This is a genomic window from Caballeronia sp. BR00000012568055 (assembly GCF_029439455.1).
Taxonomy (GTDB): domain Bacteria; phylum Pseudomonadota; class Gammaproteobacteria; order Burkholderiales; family Burkholderiaceae; genus Caballeronia.
Genome location: NZ_JAQFVG010000320.1, coordinates 1 through 20,707 on the forward strand (window position 1 = coordinate 1; position 20,707 = coordinate 20,707).

The window sequence follows — 20,707 nt, forward strand, 5'->3', positions numbered from 1 at the left end:
GCGGACCCGCCGAGCATCCGATCGTGCTGCCCGCGCTGGCATCCGAACCGGCGTACGGGCGCGGCGCGGTATCGCCCGCATTCGTGATGGGTTTGCAGGCGGCGTGCGGCTCGCTGATCGTGGTGCTTCTCAACGCGACGATCGGGTTGGCGGAATCGGCGTGGGCGATCACCGCGTGTGTGTACGTGGTGGCGACATCGGCGGTCGGGACGGCGGAGCGCGTGCGCCGCCGCATCTACGGAACGCTGGTCGCCGTGCCGATCGGCCTCGCGTGTCTGCCGCTCGCGGAGCACGCGCCGCTGCTGGTCTGGGCGTTCGCCGCCTTCGCGATGATCGTCTACGCCATGGCCTTGCCCGAGCGATACGACATCGCCTGCGGTGCGTTCGCCTTCGCGCTGATCGTGACGATGGCCGCGAGCGGCATTCATTCCGTGCCGCTGCTGGCCGCGCGCGCGTGGGAAACGTTGCTCGGCGGCGCGCTCGGTCTGATCGCGGCGCGCTTCGTGTTTCCGCTACGCGTGGTCCGCTGAAGGCGTGTTTCGATCGATCGCCATGCCGATCACCGCGTCGAGCTTGTCGAAATCGACTGGCTTGACGAGATGCGCATCGAAGCCCGCCTGCGCCGAGCGTTCCTTATCGCTTTCCTGACCGAATCCGGTCATTGCCGCCACGAACGCGTGCCCGTGCAGCCGCTGCATGCGAAGCGCGCGCAGCACCGCGTAGCCGTCCATATCGGGCAAGGCCAGATCGAGCAGAATCAGATCGGGCGGAAAATGCCGCACCACGTCCACGCCTTCCTTGCCGTGATAAGCGATCCGCACATCGTGCCCTTTCAGTTGCAGCAGCATGGCGAGGCTATCGGCGGAATCGCGGTTATCGTCGATGACGACGACGCGCAGCGTGCCCGCAACGCCCGCCGCGCCGCTTTCGTTCAGCGTGGCGCGGCGCGTCGAACGATCGTCCGCCAGCGGATATGGCAGGCGCACGGTGAAGGTGCTGCCCTGATGCGCGCCCGCGCTCGCCGCCGTGATCGATCCGCCGTGCATCTCGACGATCGACCGGCACAGCGTCAGTCCGATACCCAATCCCGCTTCGCCCGGATTCAGATACTGATCTTCCTGCACGAACAAATCGAAGATGGACGTGAGGCCTTTCTGCGAGATGCCGCGTCCTGTATCGCTGACTTTGAGCAGCAGCGCGTTGTGCTCGCGCACGGCGGTAATCGTGATGCGGCTGCCGTTCGGCGAAAATTTCGATGCGTTGTTCAGCAGGTTTTGCACGACCTGCACGAGCCGCGTGCTGTCGCACAGCAGCGTAAGCGCTTCATCCGGCAGCGTCGTGATGATTTGCTGCGCGCGCTCGTCCGCCATCGGACGCACCAGTTCGATGCTGCGCGTAACAATCTCGCTCAGCTCCGTGCGCGCCATCCGCAATTCGATCTTGCCGGTCGTGATGCGGCCCATATCGAGCAGATCGTCCACGAGCCGCCCGAGATGCGATGTCTGCCGGTCGATGATGTCGCGGCACGCCGTCAGATGCGGCGCGAGTGCGTGGTCCATCTGCATCACGCCGATGGCATTGCGCATGGGCGCGAGCGGATTGCGCAACTCGTGCGCGAGCGTCGCCAGAAATTCGCTGATGCGCTGCGACGACGCCTCCAGTTGTTCGAGCCGCTTGCGCTCGCTCATATCGCGCGTGACTTTCGCAAAGCCACGCAATACGCGATGCTCGTCGTACACAGCGGTAATCACGACGCTCGCCCAGAACAGCGATCCGTCGCGGCGCACGCGCCAGCCTTCCATTTCGATGCGGCCCGCACGAATGGCCGTCTGCAATTCGATCGCCGGCAGATTGGCGGCGAGGTCTTCGGGGCAATAGAAAATGGAGAAGTGTTTGCCCAGCACTTCCGATGGCTGATAGCCCTTGATCCGCATCGCGCCCGTGTTCCAGCTTGTGATGTTGCCATCGGGATCGAGCATGAAAATGGCGTAATCGCTGACGTTTTCCACCATCAGCCGGAAGCGTTCCTCGGACTGGCGCAGCTTCTCTTCTTCGGCGCGTTTGGCGGTGAGATCGCGCGTACATTTCGCATAACCGATTATCTTGCCGTTCACGTCGCGCGCGGCGGTAATCACCACATTCGCCCAGAATAACGAGCCATCGCGTCGTACGCGCCAGCCTTCGTCTTCGAAACGGCCTGTGGCGAAGGCTTGCTTCAGTTCGTAATCGGGCCAGCCGCGCGCCACCGCTTCCGCCGGATAAAAGCGCGAAAAGTTTTGTCCGATGATCTCGTGCGCTTCATAGCCCTTGATTCTGCGTGCGCCGGTGTTCCAGCTTGCCACGCAGCCATTCAGGTCGAGCATGAAGATCGCGCAGTCTTCGATGGCGTCCACCAGCGCGTGATATTGCGCGTCGCTCATCGGGGTTTGCGGCGCGGAGACTGATCTTTGTGTGGTCATAGTTTCGATCGGCGACGCGTAAATTCAGGGGACAGACTTCGAGTGTAGCCGCTGTCCGAATCAGCGAGCGAGCATTTTTCAGACGATTGTTTCGATGCGCGAAACGTTGGAAACGGCGATGTCACGCAAACGTTTCTTGACACCATTCCCTTCGATTCATAGCTTGTAAGCTTACGCCAGCACGACGAGCCGCTTATCGGTCGAGTTTCACGCTCGACGCATCCAGCGCGTTCACGCGTCCTTGTGCTTCTTTGACGGAGGCTGACATGGATCGTCGACGTTTTCTCTCGCTGTCCACGTTCTACACGGTCGCGGCCGCGTCCGGCACACTCACCGCCTGCCATCACTCCAATGACGACGATAACGGTTCGGGCGGCACGCCGCCACCGCCCGTTGGCACCAACGCGTTTCCGCAAGGCGTGGCTAGTGGCGATCCGCGCGATGTCTCCGCCGTGTTCTGGACACGCTGCGTAGCGAAGGCGGGCAGCACTGCGCCCGTCGCCGTGACCCTGCAGGTTTCGCCGATGCCCGACTTCTCGCAACTCGCGGCGAGCGTGCCCTTGAGCGCGATATCGGATTACGACTTCACGGTGCGCGCCAAGGTCACGGGTTTGACGGCGAAAACAACGTACTACTATCGATTTATCGCGGGTAGCGATATCAGCGCAACGGGCGCCACGAAAACCGCGCCCGCAGCGACGGATAACGTGCCGCAACTGCGTTTCGCCTGGTTCGTGTGCCAGAACTGGAGCGCGAACCACTGGCAGGCGATGAACCTGCTCGCCGCCGAAACCGATCTCGACTTCGTCGTGCATCTTGGCGACTACATCTACGAAGCGAATTTCGTGGCGGCGGCGGGCACGGTGGAACCCGCGCATCCGACCATCACGTTGCCGAGCGGCGGCACGTATGCCAACACGCTCGACGATTACCGCACGCTCTATCGCACCTATCGCGGCGACGCGCGTTTGCAGAAGATTCACGCGAGCTTTCCGGTGATCGCCATCTGGGACGATCACGAATTTTCCGACGATTGCTGGCAGGATCACCAGACCTACACGAACGCCAACCTTCAGCAGACCGCGCGCCGCCGCAACGCGAATCAGGCGTGGGCGGAATGGCTGCCGGTGGATTGGGGCGATGTATCGTTCGATCTGAACAATGCGGCTTACGACAATATCCGCATTTACCGCGACTTTCACTTCGGCTCGCTGATTCATCTGGTCATGACCGACGAGCGGCTGTATCGCGATGATCACGTGGTCAGCGAAGCGGCGATCGCCACCGCGCTCGGACACGATCCGGTCAATGGCAACGATCTGGTCGGCTCGCGTTACTTCGTGCCGCAGACCGTTCTTTCGCAGTTCGAAGCAATTGATACGCAGCGTCTGGGCCGCGTGCCGTCCATCTTCGGTCCGACGCAGACGCAGTGGTGGAAAGACACGCTGAAGGCATCGACATCGATCTGGAAGGTATGGGGCAACGAAGTGATGATGAACCGCATGTGGCTCGATCTGACTTCGCTCGCGCCCGCGCCGAACAACGTGGTCTTCGTGCTCGATTGCGACGCGTGGGACGGTTATCCCTCGCACAAAGCCGATTTGAAGTCATACGTGAAGGCGCAGAACATCACGAATCTCGTGGCGATTACCGGCGATCTGCACGCGTTTCAGGCGGGTATCGTGCGCGATGTGCCGAATCCCGCGATCGGCACGCCGGTGATGATCGATCTGATGTCGGCGGGCATCAGCAGCCAGCCGTTTTTCGAGGACGTGAAGACGTATTCGGCGGGACAGCCGTTGTCGTCGCTGATCACGTCGTCCGCATTCTTCGATACCTTCGTACAGCAAAATAATCCCGATATGCTGTATGCGGATCATGACGGGATCGGCTATGCGTCGGCGACGGTCACGCCGACGCAGTTCATCGCTATTTTCAACAAGGTCAAGTTTCTGAATTCGGATGGCAGCGCGCCCGCATCGCCGCTGGCGAAACGTACGCGATTGACGATCAACGCAGGCGCGGTATCGGTGGCGGTTCAGGATAACGTCTGATCGTTGTCCCCACTAAGCGATCCGCACTTTAGAAGGGATTTCAACGCGATAAACCGCGCCTAGACTGCGTGGACATTTCGCAGATCGTTTGCTGTGGCAGGCAGTGCAACGAGGCTTACGAAGTGCATTCTTCCAACCTCTGGAGCACTAACATGTTCAGCAAAGTAATGGGCGTTCTCTTCGTAGCCGCGATGGCCGTCGCGTGCTACTTTCTTGCCACCATTCACGGTCCCGATCAGTATTTCGATGCCGAAGGCTCACCGACCGCGCTGAACCTTCAGACGATCAATTCCGACGCCGCCAAAGCCGCACCCGACGCCAGCGATGCGAGCGAAGTCCACGTCGCAAAAGTCCAGCATTCGAGCGCGCTTATTCAGGCTCAGGACTGAACAATTCGCGCAGCATGCGTTCGGGATTGGCGAGAAACGCGCGCGTCACCTTGAAGTGCTCCGTCTCTTCATACGCGACGCGCGCGATGCCGCTTTCCGTGAACTCGTAAATCCACGCATCGGGATACGCCATCAGAATGGGCGAATGCGTGGCGATGATGAATTGCGAGCCGTCGTTCACGAGATCATTGATGCGCGCCAGCGCCGCGAGTTGACGCTGCGGTGAGAGCGCCGCTTCGGGTTCATCGAGTAGATAAAGCCCTTGTCCGCCGAAGCGCTCCATCAACAGCGCGAGAAACGATTCGCCGTGCGAGCGTTCGTGCAGCGACTTGCCGCCATACGACGCAATCACCGGCGGCCCGAAGCCCGGTCCATCGTCGAGATTTTCGATTTCCGTGGCGACGTTGAAGAAGCTTTCCGCGCGCAGAAAGAAGCCATCGCGCGGCTTTCTGAAACCTTTTGCAATCCGAAGATATTCATGCAGCACCGAATGCGACAAACGCGTGCCGAAGCGAAAATTCTTCGTGCCACCTTCCGGATTGAAGCCCATCGATACCGCAATCGCTTCGAGCAACGTACTCTTGCCCGAGCCATTTTCGCCGACAAAGAACGTCACCTTCGGATGCGGCTCCAGCATATCGAGTGCGCGCACGGCGGGCAGCGAAAACGGATAGGCATCGAAGGAAGGCGCTTTGTCGCGCAGGAGCGAAATGCGGCTGATGAACTGAGTCGATAGCATGTCAGTGCAAGGCGCTTGCCGTGTCCACTTTTTCGACCGTCTTGTTCATGCCGATATTGATCGCGGGCATGAACAACATGGCGAAGACCGCGCCCAATGCGATCACGAACATCGACGTGAAGGTCATATGCAGCGCGTGATGCAGCGCTGCGCGAATCTCCGAATTGGCGACGAAATCGCCCGCTACGCCGGTGAGCAATTGCTTCAATTGATCCGCGCTGACGGACGGCCCGCCGCTCACGTGCGTGAGGCCGTAATTCTGCACCGCGCCGAACACGGCCGCGCCGAGCGTATTGCCCAGATTGCGCGAAAACAGATTCGATGCCGTCGCCGCGCCGCGTTCCTGCGGCTTGACGATTTCCTGAATCAGGATCAGGCAGGAAATGCTCGTAATGCCCATGCCGACGCCCAACACGGCCGAGCCGATTCCCGCCCACACCGGACTCGACTGCGGCGTGAGCAGCACGAACGGCAACGCGCCGAGCGGAATGAACACCGGCCCGATCATCAACAGCCGCCGCAAGCCGATACGCGTGAACATGCGCGAAGTGAACGTCGCGCCGCTCGGCCAGCCGATCATCATCATCGTGAGGGCGAGACCGGCTTGCACCGGCGTGCGATGCATCACGCCTTGCACGTACATCGGCAGGAAGGTGGTGAGGCCCATCATCGCCATGCCGGCGAGCAGCGTGGCGATATTGCTCGATGCAATCGGCCGGTGCGACCACAGCGCGAAGGAGATCATCGGATCGGCGGCGCGGCGTTCCTGGCGTACGAACAGCACGCAACTCGCGATCAGCACCGCCAGTTCCACGCCGACGCGCGCGTTGCTTTCGTGGCCGGCGTCGGTGAGCGCCATCATCAGCGAGGCGACGGCGGTGGTGAAAAAGATCGCGCCGCCGAAGTCGATCGCCGGTCGCGCGTGGCGCTTTTCTTCATGCAGAAAGAGCACGAACAGCGCCGCGGCCAGAATGCCGATCGGAATGTTGATCCAGAAGATCCACGCCCACGAAAGGTGTTTGATGAGCAGACCGCCGACCATCGGTCCGAGCACGGCGGCGATTGCCCAGACGCTGGCGAGATAGCCCTGCACCTTGCCGCGTTCGCGCGCGGGGTACAGATCGCCGACCACGGTGAGCGCGACCGGCTGAATCGCGCCCGCGCCGATGCCCTGAATCAGGCGGAAGACGATCATCGCCGGCATCGACCAGGCGAAGCCCGCGAGAATCGAGCCGATCAGAAAGATGGCGATGCCCGCGAGCAGCGCGGGTTTGCGTCCGTAAAGGTCGGATAGTTTGCCGAAAACCACGGTCAGCGCTGTCTGCGTCAGCAGGAACGACGAGAAAACCCAGCTATACAGATTGAGGCCGCCGAGTTGTGTGGCGATCTGCGGCATGGCGGTTGAGACGATGGTGGCTTCGATCGCGACCATCGCCATGGACGACATCACCGCGGCGATGACGAGCGGACGGACGGTTTTTCTGGGCTGTGACATGCGGCTCGGGGAGAGGGAATATTGCGCAAAGTGCAATGTTAGCCCGATGTCCGCCGCGCTGCTGATAACGATATCAGCGTCCTCATTCAAACCTAATTCTCCGCGACTAGCCTTGTTGTCGTGGACGGGCGGCGGTAATTCGTGTCAATAGCCCGCTCCACACCCGTAATCTCCTCAACTTTTGCGCCGGTTCCAGGACCCGGGATCGGCGCATTTTTTCTTCTATACTGCGCATTTCATGCCTTTTTCTGAGCCGAAGCCCACGAGTAGAATCAAGCGGAATCAATCGCTTGCTCCCTTCTCCACGCTGCGGACCCGAATGATCAAATCGCTGAGGAATCAACTCGTCGTCGCGCTCGGCATGTTGGTGAGCGTGATCGGTGTCGTGCAGGGCGTCAGTTCGTACAAGCTCTCGCAGGCGGGTATGAGCGCGCTGCTCGATCTGCGTCTGGAGCAGGTCGCAACCCGACTGCGCGACGGTTTCGCCGAAGCTATTCCGCAGAATCCCGCGCGCGGTTCGCAGGATGATCGCGATGTGGTGATCGTCATTTGGAAAACGGGCGAATCGCTGCCGTTCCGCTCGACCGATCCCTCGCTGCATTTTCCACGCGACGCCAAAGCAGGCTTTTCCAATTCCTCCGTCAACGACGAAAGCTGGCGCATCTACACGCGTCAGGACCCGACCATGACCATTCAGGTCGCGCAGCGCTCGTCGGTGCGGCGCGAACTGACGCAGGAAAACGCCGCGATGACGCTGTGGCCCATCGCCGTGCTGTTACCGCTGATGTGGATCGCCGTGGTGTTCGTGGTGCGGCGCTCGTTGCGGCGGCTCAATCGGCTGGGCCTTCAGGTGCAGGCGATCGACGCCGGCCATCTCGAAGCGCTGCCCACGCGCGGCGTGCCTGACGAAATCGCGCCCTTCATCCATTCGATCAACACGATGATCGAGCGTCTCGCGCGTTCCATCGAAGCCGAGCGCAAGTTCATTGCGGACGCCGCGCACGAACTGCGCACGCCGCTGACCGCGCTGCAATTGCAGGCCGATAATCTCGCGCCGCATATCGTCGCCAGCAATCAGGATCGCTTTCAGGAGTTGCGCCATGGCATTGCGCGCAGCAGCAAGCTCATCAAGCAGCTTTTGCGGCTGGCGCGCGCGGATGCGCCGATCGACGGCAATCCGATGACGCGCGTCGATCTGGCCGAAGTCGTCACCAACGCCGTCGCCGATGTGCTGCCGATCGCGCTGCAACGCGGTCTGGATATCGGTGCCGAAGAAATGATCGATGCCCACGTACGCGCGCTGGAAACGGATATCGGCATGGCGGTGAAAAATCTCGTGTCCAACGCCGTGCGTTATACGCCCAATGGCGGAATCATCGATTTGCGTATGCGGCGCGAGGGCGAGATGGCATGGATCGATGTCATCGATAACGGGCCGGGCATCGCGGAAGAATCGCTGCCGCGCGTATTCGACCGTTTTTTCCGCGCGAATATGGATATCGAAGGCAGCGGGCTGGGCCTGTCCATCGTCAAAGCGATTGCAACGCGGTACGGCGGCGATGTCACGCTGAAGAATCGCGATGACGGGCAGACGGGTATCGTGGCATCGATCGGCTTTCCGGTCGAAGAAGTGCGGTCTGCCGAACACGCTGCGCCGATCGCCACTGACGGCTGAACACAGCGCGTGGCGCGCCGCTTAGAATGCTTTCGCTGCGACGATCGAATCGAACAAGAAAGGATCGATCGTGCCGTTTCATTACGCTCTGCGGACGAGGTGAAACATGCGAATTCTTCTGATCGAAGACGATGTGCAGATCGGCACCAGCCTGATGCGCGCGCTCAAGGACGCGGACTACGCCGTCGATTGGGTGCGCGACGGTCACGCGGGCCGCGAAGCCATGAGCGCCGCCGAATACACGGTGGTGCTGCTCGATCTCGGCTTGCCCGGAATGACCGGCATCGAACTGTTGCGGCAGGCGCGCACTGTAGGCAACGCCACGCCCGTGCTGATTCTCACCGCCCGCGACGATCTCGACACGCGCGTGCAAGGTCTCGATCTCGGCGCGGACGATTACCTGCTCAAACCCTTCGATATGCCCGAACTGCTGGCCCGCATCCGCGCGGTGCTGCGGCGCAAAGCGGGCTACGCCACCTCGCGTCTCGGCGATGACTCCATCAACCTCAATCTCGATCAGCGCACGCTGACCTGCGGCGAGACTTCGGGCGTGCTGTCGGCGGAGGAATTCGCGCTGATGCACGCGCTGATGGAACGTCCCGGCACCATCTTTTCGCGCGATCAGCTCGAAGACCGCCTGTACGGATGGGGCAAGGAAGTGGAGAGCAACGCGGTCGATGTGATCATCCATTCGGTGCGCAAAAAGTTCGGCGCGGCCGTGATTCGCAATGTGCGCGGCCTTGGCTGGACCGTGATGCTTGGTCAGCCGCCCGGCGCGCACGACAAGGTGGAATAACGCGGCACCGTTCAGAACTTGTTGTGGTCGTGCTGAATCGAGCCGCAGAAATGCAGGCTGTACGCGTGATCTTCTTCGTCCACGCGACGCATGCGGCGTTCAAGATCGGCCAGATCGGCGGAGTCGCTGAAGTAGGCGTCGTGAGTGTGGGTGTCGTCGGTCGAATGGAACAGGTTCGAAAAAAGGGCAAACATGATGTGCTCCCGGTCAGTGGAACCTTGCGCCCGTTTGCGCGTGTTCCGTCGATGAAGAGCAGATTAGGCCGGGTGAATTAGGCGCGAATGAGCAGCGTTCGGCAACGCACGAGAAGGCCCTTTCGATTGCGATGCGGGCGTGCCGCACTGCATTACTGCGTGATATCTTCTTTCTTAGGGATTTCATACGGATTGCAGCGCTTTTTATAAGACGCCGCCATGAACGAAGTGCCACTCTCTCTCAGTGCCCGCGATCGTATCGAACTGCTTTGCTGGCTGACTTGCGGCAGTCTCGGTGCGTTCTATCTCAATGGCGACTGGCCCGCGGCCACGTTTCACGTGCAGGCCGCGCACAAGTGGCTGGATCGGCATCAGCGGGTGGCGGACTGGCTGGCGGTGGCGAAGCTTTCCGCCATAGCACGCGAACTCGCCACGCGTCATTGCGCGCTGCTTGAGGCTGACTGGGCGCGCGAGGCGGTCGAAGAAATCCTCGACAGTGAAGACCTCAACTATCAATCCGATGTCGTGCGGCAAGTGTTCGAAGATTGCCGACGCGCGCTGGCCGAGAAGCGTGTGCCGGAGTGAAAACTGGCGCAAAACACTGTATGAATGTACAGTAAGGCATTTTCCGCCTTTTCGAATTCACCATGTCTGACACGCGCGAACTTTCGCCGCGCCGTATCGCGCATCTGGACATGGACGCGTTTTTCGCATCGGTGGAGTTGCTGCGTTATCCGGAGTTGCGCGGGCAGCCGGTGGTGGTCGGCGGCGGGCGCGATGCGATACCGGAAGAACTGCCCGATGGCACGCGGCGGTTCCGGCGGCTGCGGGACTATGCGGGGCGCGGTGTGGTCACCACGTCCACGTACGAGGCGCGCAAGTTCGGCGTCTTCTCGGCAATGGGCATGATGAAGGCCGCCCAACTCGCGCCGGACGCGGTGCTGCTGCCGACTGATTTCGAATCGTATCGACATTACTCGCGGTTGTTCAAGGCGGCGGTCGCGGCGTTTACGTCGCAGATCGAGAATCGCGGCATCGACGAGATTTATATCGATGTGACCGATATGCCGGGCGAGCCTGCCGAAATCGGTCAACGCATGAAGGACGCCGTGCACGAGGCCACGGGGCTGACGTGTTCCATCTGCATTGCGCCGAACAAGCTGCTGGCCAAGATCGGCTCGGAACTGGATAAGCCCGACGGTCTCACCATCCTCACGATGGCCGATTTACCCACGCGCATCTGGCCGCTGGCGGCGCGCAAGGTGAACGGCATCGGACCGAAGGCGAGCGAGAAACTCGCGGCGCTCGGGATCAATACCGTGGGCGATATTGCATCGGCGGATCTGGGATTTTTGCAGACGCATTTTGGCGGCACGTATGCCGCGTGGCTCGCGCGGATTGCGCAAGGGCAGGACGAGCGGCCGGTCGTCGTCAGTTCAACGCCCAAGTCGATGAGCCGCGAAACCACTTTCGAGCGCGATCTGCATCCGAAGCAGGACCGCGCGACGCTTTCCTCGAAATTCACCGATCTGTGCAAGCGCGTCGCCGATGATCTGCAACGCAAAGGCTACGTCGGGCGCACGGTGGGCATCAAACTGCGCTTCGATGACTTTCATACCGTGACGCGCGATCTGACCGTGCCTGTCGCGACTGACGATGCCGTGGAAATTCGCCGCGCCGCGACGGAGTGTTTGCGGCGAATTGTGCTGGATCGCAGGCTAAGGCTGCTGGGCGTGCGCGTGAGTGCGCTTTCGGTACGCGGCGAGGGCGAGCTTGCGCACGAAGCCGTGCAGACCGAATTACCTTTCGATTACTGAAGCGCGATATCAACGCGAAATACCTTTCTTCTTGCCGCTATCTTCGGCGCGAAGAAAATCGATCAGCGCGCGTAGCGGCCCCGGCATATGCGCGCGGCTCGGATAGTACAGCGACGGTCCCGGAAAACTCTGCCACCACGGTTTCAGCACGGGCACCAGCGCGCCTTTCTCGATGGCATCGCTCAGAAACTCTTCGAACGTGTACGTCAGGCCAAGTCCCGCACCGCCGCACTCAGACTCAATTCGATCGACGACGTCACCAGCGGCCCGCGCGGCGCAATCCGCACGATCTTTCCCGCGCGCGTGAATTCCCACGCCGCCAGCCGCCCGCTCTCGAAACGATGCGCGATACACGCGTGATCCACCAGTTCGCGCGGATGCTTCGGCTCGCCGTGCGCTTCGAGATACGCGGGCGCGGCCGCAGCGACGAAGCGTTGCACGCGCGGGCCGATCGGCACCACGATCATGTCGCGCTCGATGCGTTCGTCGTAGCGAATGCCCGCGTCGTAACCTGCGGCGAGCACGTCGATAAAGTTATCGGTTGCGCTGATTTCGAGCGTGATACCAGGATTCGCCGCCAGAAAGCGCGGCACGATCGACGGCAAAATCTCGCGCGCGGCGATGCGCGGCACGTTCAGCCGCAGCGTGCCCGTGGGACTGTCGCGAAAGCCGTTGACGGCGTCGAGCGCACCAGCGATTTCCGTGAACGCGGGACCGAGCCGCTCGATCAGGCGCTGTCCCGCTTCGGTCGGCGTGACGCTGCGCGTGGTGCGGTTCAGCAGCCGCACGCCGAGACGCGTTTCCAGACGACGAATGGCATCGCTCAGAGAAGAAGCCGAGACGCCGCGCAAAGATGCCGCCTGCCGGAAGCCGCGCGAGCGCGCGACGGCCAGAAACGCGTGGAGATCGGAGAGGTCGGGTTCGTTCATTGTTCGCTTGACCGTACAGCCTACTCGGATTGAAGTGGATTATCGCACGCGAATTTCGCTCGCATAATGCGTCTCATGCTTCTGATTTCATCAGTCAAGGAGAACGAACATGGAACAGCGTCAATTGGGCAAGACCGGGCCGCAGACGGCGGCGATCGGATTGGGCTGCATGGGCATGTCGGGCATGTACGGGCCGTCGGACCGCGCGGAAAGTATCGCGACGATTCACGCGGCGCTCGAAGCGGGCATCACGCTGCTCGATACCGGCGATTTCTACGGCATGGGCCACAACGAATTGTTGATCGCGGAGGCTTTGCAGAGCGCGCCGCCGTCGCGCCGCGACTCCGCCATCCTCAGCGTGAAGTTCGGCGCGCTGCGCGATCCGGCGGGCCAGTTCATCGATTTCGACGGACGGCCGAACACGGTGAAAAATTCGCTCTCGTACACCTTGCAGCGCTTGGGCGTCGATCATGTCGATATCTACCGGCCTGCGCGGCTGGATGCGAATGTGCCGATCGAAGATACCGTGGGCACGATCGGCGATCTCATCAAGGCGGGTTACGTGCGGCATGTCGGGCTGTCGGAAGTCGGTGCATCGACGATTCGGCGCGCTGCGGCGGTGCATCCGGTCTGCGATGTGCAGATCGAGTATTCGCTGATTTCGCGGGGTATCGAAGAGGCGATTTTGCCGGCGTGCCGTGAGCTTGGAATCGCGATTACGGCGTATGGCGTGTTGTCGCGCGGTCTGATCAGTGGTCACTGGAACAAGGACGCCGCGCAACAAGGCGATTTCCGCACCATGAGTCCGCGCTTTCAGGCGGGCAATGTCGAGCAGAACCTCGCTTTGGTCGATGCACTGGCGAAGATCGCGCAAGCGAAGGGCGTGAGCGTCGCGCAGATTGCGATTGCGTGGGTGCTGGCGCAGGGCGACGAGATCATTCCGGTGATCGGCGCGCGTCGGCGCGATCGGCTGACGGAATCGCTCGGGGCTTTATCGGTGACGCTGAGCGCTGAGGAATGCGCGGCGATCGAAGCGGCGGTGCCGAAGGGCGCGGCGGCGGGGGATCGGTATGCGGCTGTGCAGATGGCGCATTTGGATAGTGAGAAGGGGTAAGACGCGAGGTCTTTACGCCTGGCTGATGGTTGCGACGGGAAGTACGAGGCGTAATGGGTCGTTCGTTAGTCGGACGAAGCCGTACTTCTCGTAGAAACCGGCAGCGCGGTCGTCGATCGCATCGACGACCACGCACTGAATGCCGATTGTCTCGGCTGTGACAATTACTGTGTCGAGCGCGTGAGCCAGAAGGTATTCGCCAAGGCCTTTGCCTTTGCGCTTTGTATCGACTGCGAGCCGCGCCAACAGCACCGCCGCGACCTTGCGAGGAAGTCGAGATTTCGCCGAGATTCCCTCGGTTTCGATAGATGTCGCTGCCAACGCGTAATAGCCGACGATTGCATCGGGTTTATCTGCCAGCACAGCGACATATGTACGCGTCAGATTCTTCTTCTCATGCTGCGATGCGGTCTTTTGCAGCCAGTCATTGAGCGAAGCGACACCGCAATCAAAGCGATTTCGATCGTCGTCCGCCGACAGCTTTCGAATCTGTACTTCCACTCTTCTTGTTCCGTAGACGCGACATTGCTCGCTGTAATGCTTCGTTCGGCTTCGGCGGTTCGTCCAGCAGTGCAAAAAAGCGCTTCGACTCTTCCACGGTGAGTTGGATAGAACGAATGACTTCTTCCTGCTCGATGACCCGTTCCGCAGCCTGAAGAGCCGACTGCACAATGAACTGGTTAAGGGTGCTACCCGAAAGATCCGCAGCGAGCTGCAGAACCGCTTGCTTCTCTGCACTCAACCGGGCCGTGATTCGCCCGCGACCGGTGTTTTCCGCATCGCTGTTGTGCCTGATAGCCATGTTGCTTCCTCATGCGGGATCTGGTTCGTGGCGCCCCGGCAACGACGCATGCGATCCCTTTCTTGAATGACGACGATACCAACGCGTCTCTCCGTACTGCATCGCGGCTGCCGGATGGCACGACGCAGCGAGACATCATTCTACTACGTGTGGTGCCAAAATGTCACCACACGGTGGCAATTTTGCTCGCAGACGTATAGATTGCGCTGCTAGTAAGTTAAGCGTCCGCATCACTGTCGCAGATTTCTTATGGTCTCGCGTTCAAGGCACGCAACGTGCAACATCGGCGAGATCGCAAAACAGGAGCCGACGGTGAAAATCGCGACCTTCAATATCAACGGCATTCGCGCGCGGATCGACTCGCTGCTGACCTGGCTCGAACGCGAATCGCCGGATATCGTCTGCTTGCAGGAGTTGAAGGCAACCGACGCGCAGTTTCCCGCAGATGCCATCTCCAACGCGGGCTACGGCGCGCTGTGGCACGGTCAGGCATCGTGGAACGGCGTGGCCATTCTGGCGAAGGGCAGCGAGCCGGTGCTCTCGCGTCGCGGTCTGCCCGGCGATCCCGACGATACCCACAGCCGCTATATCGAAGCCGCCGTGAATGGCTTGCTGATCGGCTGTCTCTATCTTCCGAACGGCAATCCGCAGCCCGGCCCCAAGTTCGATTACAAGCTCGCGTGGTTCGAGCGTCTTCACGCGCACGCGGAAAAATTGCTCAAAAGCGGGCATCCCGTCGTGCTCGCGGGCGATTACAACGTCATTCCGACCGATGAAGACATCTACAACACGCGCTCATGGCTGAAGGACGCGTTGCTGCAACCCGAAAGCCGCGCGGCCTACGAAAAGCTGCTCGCGCAAGGCTGGACCGACGCCATCCGCAAGCTGTATCCGGATGAGCGCATCTATACATTCTGGGATTATTTCCGCCAGCACTGGCAGACCAATTCGGGACTGCGTATCGACCATTTATTGCTGTCGAAAGATCTCGTGCCGAAGCTTCAGGATGCGGGCGTCGATAAATGGGTGCGCGGCGAACCGCATGCCAGCGATCACGCGCCGACGTGGATCACGCTGAAAACAGGGCGTGCGAAGAAGAAAGCATGAAGCCGCGTGTTAAGGCGGCTTCATGTGTCACCTAAGCTTTAAACCGCGCGCTTGCGTGTGGTCTTGGCAAGTTCACCGCTTGCATCGAGCACGACGCCGCTCGCGTCGTTCGCAGTATCGGCAAGATTGGTGACGAGTTCGCCGGATGACTGCGCGGCTTGCTGAATATCGCTGGCCGCCGTCTCGGTCATTTCCTTGAGCTTGATGCCGTTGCGCTCGTACTGATTGCGCACTTCGCCGATCATGTCCGCTTCCGTGGACGTGATGATCGACAACACATGCTGTCCGTACGATGCCGCCTTTTGCGGAAATTGTGCGGCCATCACGGATTGCCAGCCGAATACATCGCCGGGCGTGGCTTCGTCGCCGGCGCGCAGCAGCGAGTTGCTTTCTTCCACCATCTTTCTCACCGTCTGCGCGTTGAGATCGGCGAGCGCCTGAACGCCGCTTGCAAAACGGCCGCTGATATTGAGCCACGCCTGAAGATTGGCGCGCGCCATCGAGGGAATCTGATACGCGAGGTAACCGGGATACTGGAACATTGACCGCTCCTTCGTGAATGTCGAATGCAATCGGTAATGAGGTAAGGCCCTGTCTCATCACGATACGTCGGTAACGTGCATGCGCTGCGACAAGGCGACGAATTCATCGATTCAGACGAAGCGGGTTCCGAGCGGTTCCCGCTCGATCGAGGAAAATTTAAAGCACGCCCGGTCGGGTCGGAACAGTGGCGCGCGCATCGTCGAGCGCGGCGAGGAATGACATCACATGAGCGCGTCCGCCGCTTTCCCACGCGTTCAGATGATCGGCGTGTTCGATCATGGCGAGATGCTTGTCGCCGTGCTTGTCACCATGCGCTGCATCGAAAAGAAGCTGGAAATGCAGGGGTGGAATGACGCGGTCCTGTGTGCCGCCATAAATCAGCAAAGGCACATTGATCGATGCGATGCGCGACAGACTGTCGTATCGATCGCGCGCGAGCGTGCGCACCGGAAACAATCGAAAGCGCGCCGCCGCGACTTCGACGATGCTCGTATACGGCGCTTCGAGGATCAGCGCATCGACATGGGCGACGGAGGCGAGTTGCACGGCCACGCCCGAGCCGAGCGAGTAACCATGCAGAACGAGAAACGATGAACGCGCGGCGGCGAAAGTATGAAACGCGAGCGCATCGGCATACAGGCCCGCTTCGTGCGGCTTGCCCGGATTGCCCGCATATCCGCGATATTCCGCGAGCAGCACGCCGTAACCTGCATCGATCAATTCGAGTGCGATATGCGCGCGCTGCGTGATGTCTTCGCCGTTGCCGTGAAAGAGCATGACGAGTGGCGCGGCATCATCGGGCGGCGCGCGGTATCGGCCGGTCAATTGCAAGCCGTCGTTCGTGGTGACGGTGATGGCTTCGGTGCGCGCATCGAACGCGGGATTGATCAGCGACTGAATCTGTTCGAGCGGATAAACCAGCCGCCCTTGCAGCCAATAAAGCGCGGCCAGCGCGATCGAATAGAAAAGCGCCAGCCCGATAGCGATGATCGCGATGAGTTTTATCATCCCGCCATCTTAAAACTAGTCTCCGTCGTGCGAATGCAGGCTAAGCGGCATATCCGATGCAATTTCGCGCCCGACTTCTTCCGCGCTCTTTCCGCGATTGAACAAGGCGTTCAGCAGAATCGCGAACACGGCGGCGAGCGTAATGCCGCTGTGCGTAAGCGGTCCGGCCCACTTCGGCATATGTTCGAAGAAGGTCGGCGCGGCCAGCGGAATCACGCCGACGCCCAGACTGATCGCGATGATCAGCAGGTTGTTCTTGTTCTCGTACTCGACCTTGCTGAGAATCTTCACGCCCGTCGCCGCGACCATTCCGAACATGGCGATACCCGCGCCGCCGAGCACCACGACCGGAATCGATGCAATCAGATTCGACAGCTTCGGCAGCAAGCCGAGCAGCATCAGAATCACGCCGGACACCGCGACCACCCAGCGGCTTTTCACGCCCGTGATGCCGACCAGTCCGATGTTTTGCGAAAACGACGAATGCGGAAATGTATTGAAGATGCCGCCAATCACCGTGCCGATCCCATCCGTACGCAAGCCGCGCGTCGCCGCGATCCGATCCACCGGCCGTCCCGCGAGATCGCCGAGCGCGAGGAACATGCCGAGCGATTCCACCATGATCACGACCATCACCAGGCACAGGGACGCGATGGCCGCGATATCGAAGGTCGGCATGCCGAATGCGAACGGCCGCACCGGCGCAAACCACGCCGCCTGACCCACGCCCGCGAAATTCACCAGCCCGCTTGCCAGCGCGATAACAAAGCCGATCACCATGCCCAGCAACACCGAAATATTCGCGATAAACCCGCGCAGAAACTTGTTGATCAGCAAAATGGCCAGCAGCACGACGCTTGCGATCATCAGGTTTTTCGGATCGCCGAACGTGGGCGAACCGCGCCCGCCGCCCGCCCAGTTGATCGCCACCGGAAACAGCGTCATGCCGATGGTCAGAATGATCGTCCCGGTCACGATGGGCGGAAAGAAGCGCATCAATCGCCCGAAGAACGGCGCGATCAGCACCGCGAACACGCCCGCCGCGATAGTCGCGCCGAAGATCGTGGTAATGCCCGCGCCGGATGACGCCATCGCGACCATCGGGCCGACAGGCGCGAAGCTGACGCCCATGATGATCGGCAGACGAATGCCGAACTTCCATACGCCGATACATTGAATCAGCGTGACGATGCCGCACGCGAAGAGATCGGAACTGATCAGAAACGCGACCTGATCTTTCGGCAACTTCAGCGCCGCGCCGATGATGAGCGGCACCGCAATCGCGCCCGCATACATGACGAGCACGTGCTGAATGCCGACCGCGAGCATCTGAGCTGCGGGCAGGACTTCATCGACGGGATGAACGGCGGATTGAATCGTCTGGGCCATGTGCGCTCCGGCAGCAAATCAGCGGACTGTTTCGTTGGGGGGATCGTCCGAGTATTGCACCGGGCAGGGGCCAAAAAAATATTCGCGCTGCTATACGCAGGATCGCAGCGAATGGCGCATGTTGCGCTGCGTTGTCGAAAGCAAGCCTAGCCAATCACGCCAAATGGCCGTCGATGCCAGACGAAGCAGTGAGCGCATGCTGCCGATGCAACTACACTTTCTAACGCGCGTGGCGTTCGCAACAGCGCGCAAAACATCGAAGTCGGACAGGAGCCAGTCACGATGAACTTGCTGTTCGTTGACGACAACCGCGCATGTCTGGAAACACTCGTCGATATCGCGACGGGCCTCGGGCATGAAACGGCCGTCGCGCACGACGGCGCCGGATGCCTTGCGCTGGCCACCAGCGAACGCTTCGACCGTATCTTCCTCGACATTTCCCTACCCGATGCCGACGGTCGCGAAATCTGCAGCCAGATTCGCACCGCCGGCCCGAGCCGCGATGCGCGAATCATCGCTATGACAGGTCATACGGATTTTGTCGAAGGCAGCGGCGAAACCGAATTCGACGGCTTTTTGCTCAAGCCGATCAGCCTTCAGGCGCTCGAACTTTTCCTCCTCACACGCTGACTTTTGCCCGGCTAATTTGACCGGACTTTGTCCATGCCTTATCGCACGAGCGGCAGCAATTGCCGATCGCCCGATGTGCGTGTGCAGCAAGCGTGCGAAATCCGCGAATCCCTTGCCACGCAAGGCCTCCCGGGCTGTCGATTTTTGAGATGACGTGCTACATTCCGAACGCCTTTGCGCACTCCGGCACAAATCGCCGGATCGTTTCAGCTGCGCAAAACACAGGATTCGGGGCTCGGCCCGCTTAAAACACACACAGGGATTTCGGCATGGAAATGGTCGGCGGAGTGCGGCTTGCCCAGTTGTTCACCAGCAATCAGGCGGATTTGCTCGCCGAATGGATCACGCAGCAGCACGCCATTGCGTCGCGGCGCGGACTGGTCGGCGAAGCGGAACTGCGCAATCAATTCGGGCAGTTCGTCACGCTGCTGGTCAATGCCATCGGCACTACCGAAAAGGTCGATTTTCAGGCGACCGCGTGGCAGGAAGTGCGCGCTTTTCTCGCCGATATGTCGTCGCAGCGCGCCCGACAAGGCTTTACGCCCGTCGAAACCGCGATGTTCGTGTTCTCGCTCAAGCAGCCGCTGTTCACGCGCCTGCGCGCGATGCTCGCCAATGAACCGGCCACGCTCGCCGATCTCACCTGGACCATCAGCACACTGTTCGATGAACTCGGCCTGTACACCACCGAAGTGTTCCAGGCCAGCCGTGAACAAGTGATCGTGCGCCAGCAGCAAGAGTTGCTCGAACTGTCCACTCCTGTCGTGCAACTGTGGGACGGCATTCTGGCGCTGCCGCTGATCGGCACGCTGGATTCTGCGCGCACGCAGGTGGTGATGGAAAACCTGTTGCAGAAGATCGTGGAAACGGGCGCGGCCATTTCGATCATCGATATTACTGGCGTGCCGACCGTCGATACGCTGGTCGCGCAGCACTTGCTCAAAACCGTCGCGGCGGCGCGGCTGATGGGCGCGGACTGCATCATCAGCGGGATTCGTCCGCAGATCGCGCAGACCATCGTGCATCTGGGCGTGAATCTGTCGAACGTGACGACCAAGGCGACGCTCGCATCCGCCTTCACGGTCGCGTTGCAGCGCACCGGCAAGTCGGTGGCGCTCTCGCATCAGAAAGAAGCGCCGCGCGGCGCGCGTCCCGGCGACGCGCACGACGCCCAGCACGCGGAATGATGTCCGACAAGGCATAAAGCATGGAACGCATCCCGATTCTCACGATGGGCAAGCTGCTGCTCGTCACCATTCAGGTGGACATGCACGACCGCCTCGCGCTCACCTTGCAGGACGATCTCACCAGCCGAATCGTCAAGGACGGCGCGAATGGCGTGCTGATCGATATTTCATCGCTCGATGTGGTGGATTCGTTCATCGGCAGGATGATCGGCAATACCGCGGCGATGGCGCGCGTGCTCGACGCGGAAACCGTGGTGGTCGGCATGCAGCCATCGGTTGCCATCACGCTGGTGGAACTCGGGCTGGCGCTGCCGGGCGTGCGCACGGCCCTGAATGTCGAGAAAGGCATGGCGCTGCTGTCCGGGCGCGGCGCGGTCTGA

The 20,707-nt window shown here is 60.9% G+C and carries 21 protein-coding genes and 1 pseudogene; 12 read left to right on the forward strand and 10 right to left on the reverse strand.

Annotation, left to right across the window (positions count from 1 at the left end):
• A partial coding sequence (locus P7F28_RS26235) for an FUSC family protein (protein ID WP_277187702.1) occupies positions 1-530 on the forward strand: 530 nt, incomplete at its 5' end.
• On the opposite strand, the gene P7F28_RS26240 is transcribed toward P7F28_RS26235, so the two are convergent.
• Positions 513-2,459: a PAS domain S-box protein gene (locus P7F28_RS26240; protein WP_370467411.1), complete on the reverse strand. Its 1,947-nt coding sequence runs from the start codon at positions 2,457-2,459 to the stop codon at positions 513-515. The genes P7F28_RS26235 and P7F28_RS26240 overlap by 18 nt on opposite strands.
• A 266-nt stretch (positions 2,460-2,725) precedes the next feature.
• Between P7F28_RS26240 and P7F28_RS26245 the strand changes: the two genes are divergently transcribed.
• Positions 2,726-4,513: an alkaline phosphatase gene (locus P7F28_RS26245; protein ID WP_277187705.1), complete on the forward strand. Its 1,788-nt coding sequence runs from the start codon at positions 2,726-2,728 to the stop codon at positions 4,511-4,513.
• Between the two features lie 152 nt (positions 4,514-4,665).
• On the forward strand, positions 4,666-4,902 hold the full coding sequence (locus P7F28_RS26250) for a hypothetical protein (protein ID WP_277187706.1): 237 nt from the start codon (positions 4,666-4,668) through the stop codon (positions 4,900-4,902).
• Here the strand turns inward: P7F28_RS26250 and P7F28_RS26255 are convergent.
• Both P7F28_RS26255 and P7F28_RS26260 read right to left on the reverse strand, forming a co-directional pair.
• Positions 4,883-5,641 (reverse strand): AAA family ATPase, encoded by a 759-nt coding sequence (locus P7F28_RS26255; protein WP_277187707.1) that lies wholly within the window; start codon positions 5,639-5,641, stop codon positions 4,883-4,885. The genes P7F28_RS26250 and P7F28_RS26255 overlap by 20 nt on opposite strands.
• Before the next feature lies 1 nt (position 5,642).
• Positions 5,643-7,136 (reverse strand): MDR family MFS transporter, encoded by a 1,494-nt coding sequence (locus P7F28_RS26260; protein ID WP_277187708.1) that lies wholly within the window; start codon positions 7,134-7,136, stop codon positions 5,643-5,645.
• 319 nt (positions 7,137-7,455) lie between these two features.
• Here P7F28_RS26260 and P7F28_RS26265 point away from each other — a divergent pair, with 319 nt between their 5' ends.
• Positions 7,456-8,811 (forward strand): HAMP domain-containing sensor histidine kinase, encoded by a 1,356-nt coding sequence (locus tag P7F28_RS26265; protein ID WP_277187710.1) that lies wholly within the window; start codon positions 7,456-7,458, stop codon positions 8,809-8,811.
• 106 nt (positions 8,812-8,917) lie between these two features.
• Positions 8,918-9,607: a response regulator transcription factor gene (locus P7F28_RS26270; protein WP_277187711.1), complete on the forward strand. Its 690-nt coding sequence runs from the start codon at positions 8,918-8,920 to the stop codon at positions 9,605-9,607.
• Between the two features lie 11 nt (positions 9,608-9,618).
• Here the strand turns inward: P7F28_RS26270 and P7F28_RS26275 are convergent, their stop codons facing one another.
• Positions 9,619-9,801 carry a DUF3563 family protein gene (locus tag P7F28_RS26275; RefSeq protein ID WP_277187712.1) on the reverse strand — a complete coding sequence of 61 codons (183 nt, stop codon included), beginning with the start codon at positions 9,799-9,801 and terminating at the stop codon, positions 9,619-9,621.
• Between the two features lie 219 nt (positions 9,802-10,020).
• On the opposite strand from P7F28_RS26275, the gene P7F28_RS26280 reads away from it, so the two are divergent.
• Together P7F28_RS26280 and dinB are read left to right on the forward strand one after the other, a co-directional pair.
• Positions 10,021-10,386 (forward strand): hypothetical protein, encoded by a 366-nt coding sequence (locus tag P7F28_RS26280; RefSeq protein WP_277187713.1) that lies wholly within the window; start codon positions 10,021-10,023, stop codon positions 10,384-10,386.
• Between the two features lie 62 nt (positions 10,387-10,448).
• A complete protein-coding gene (dinB, locus tag P7F28_RS26285) occupies positions 10,449-11,618 on the forward strand; it encodes a DNA polymerase IV (RefSeq protein WP_277187714.1) in 1,170 nt (389 codons plus the stop codon).
• A gap of 9 nt (positions 11,619-11,627) precedes the next feature.
• Here dinB and P7F28_RS26290 read toward each other — a convergent pair.
• Positions 11,628-12,547: pseudogene (locus P7F28_RS26290) on the reverse strand (LysR family transcriptional regulator).
• A 109-nt stretch (positions 12,548-12,656) separates the two neighbouring features.
• On the opposite strand from P7F28_RS26290, the gene P7F28_RS26295 reads away from it, so the two are divergent.
• Positions 12,657-13,661: an aldo/keto reductase gene (locus tag P7F28_RS26295; RefSeq protein ID WP_277187716.1), complete on the forward strand. Its 1,005-nt coding sequence runs from the start codon at positions 12,657-12,659 to the stop codon at positions 13,659-13,661.
• 12 nt (positions 13,662-13,673) lie between these two features.
• Here the strand turns inward: P7F28_RS26295 and P7F28_RS26300 are convergent, their stop codons facing one another.
• Together P7F28_RS26300 and P7F28_RS26305 are read right to left on the reverse strand one after the other, a co-directional pair.
• On the reverse strand, positions 13,674-14,162 hold the full coding sequence (locus tag P7F28_RS26300; RefSeq protein ID WP_277187717.1) for a GNAT family N-acetyltransferase: 489 nt from the start codon (positions 14,160-14,162) through the stop codon (positions 13,674-13,676).
• Positions 14,110-14,463, reverse strand: a complete 354-nt coding sequence (locus P7F28_RS26305; RefSeq protein ID WP_277187718.1) for a DUF1778 domain-containing protein — start codon at positions 14,461-14,463, stop codon at positions 14,110-14,112. The genes P7F28_RS26300 and P7F28_RS26305 overlap by 53 nt, the downstream gene beginning before the upstream one ends.
• 312 nt (positions 14,464-14,775) lie before the next feature.
• Here P7F28_RS26305 and P7F28_RS26310 point away from each other — a divergent pair, with 312 nt between their 5' ends.
• Complete coding sequence (locus P7F28_RS26310; RefSeq protein ID WP_277187719.1) at positions 14,776-15,570, forward strand: exodeoxyribonuclease III; 795 nt, start codon at positions 14,776-14,778, stop codon at positions 15,568-15,570.
• 38 nt (positions 15,571-15,608) lie between these two features.
• Here P7F28_RS26310 and P7F28_RS26315 read toward each other — a convergent pair whose 3' ends face one another.
• The 3 genes from P7F28_RS26315 to P7F28_RS26325 all read right to left on the reverse strand — a co-directional run bounded on the left by P7F28_RS26315 (position 15,609) and on the right by P7F28_RS26325 (position 18,510).
• A complete protein-coding gene (locus P7F28_RS26315) occupies positions 15,609-16,112 on the reverse strand; it encodes a phasin family protein (RefSeq protein WP_277187720.1) in 504 nt (167 codons plus the stop codon).
• A 157-nt stretch (positions 16,113-16,269) separates the two neighbouring features.
• Positions 16,270-17,121, reverse strand: a complete 852-nt coding sequence (locus P7F28_RS26320; RefSeq protein ID WP_277187721.1) for an alpha/beta hydrolase — start codon at positions 17,119-17,121, stop codon at positions 16,270-16,272.
• Positions 17,122-17,136: 15 nt separating this feature from the next.
• Entirely contained in the window at positions 17,137-18,510 is a 1,374-nt protein-coding gene (locus P7F28_RS26325) for a nucleobase:cation symporter-2 family protein (protein ID WP_277187722.1), read from the reverse strand.
• A 282-nt stretch (positions 18,511-18,792) separates the two neighbouring features.
• Between P7F28_RS26325 and P7F28_RS26330 the strand changes: the two genes are divergently transcribed.
• The 3 genes from P7F28_RS26330 (at position 18,793) to P7F28_RS26340 (ending at position 20,707) form a co-directional block, all read left to right on the forward strand.
• The gene (locus tag P7F28_RS26330) at positions 18,793-19,140 is read left to right on the forward strand and encodes a response regulator (RefSeq protein ID WP_277187723.1); all 348 of its coding nucleotides are present in this window, start codon (positions 18,793-18,795) and stop codon (positions 19,138-19,140) included.
• 269 nt (positions 19,141-19,409) lie between these two features.
• Positions 19,410-20,327, forward strand: a complete 918-nt coding sequence (locus tag P7F28_RS26335; protein ID WP_277187724.1) for an STAS domain-containing protein — start codon at positions 19,410-19,412, stop codon at positions 20,325-20,327.
• Between the two features lie 20 nt (positions 20,328-20,347).
• Positions 20,348-20,707, forward strand: coding sequence for an STAS domain-containing protein (locus tag P7F28_RS26340; RefSeq protein WP_277187725.1), 360 nt, complete (start codon positions 20,348-20,350; stop codon positions 20,705-20,707).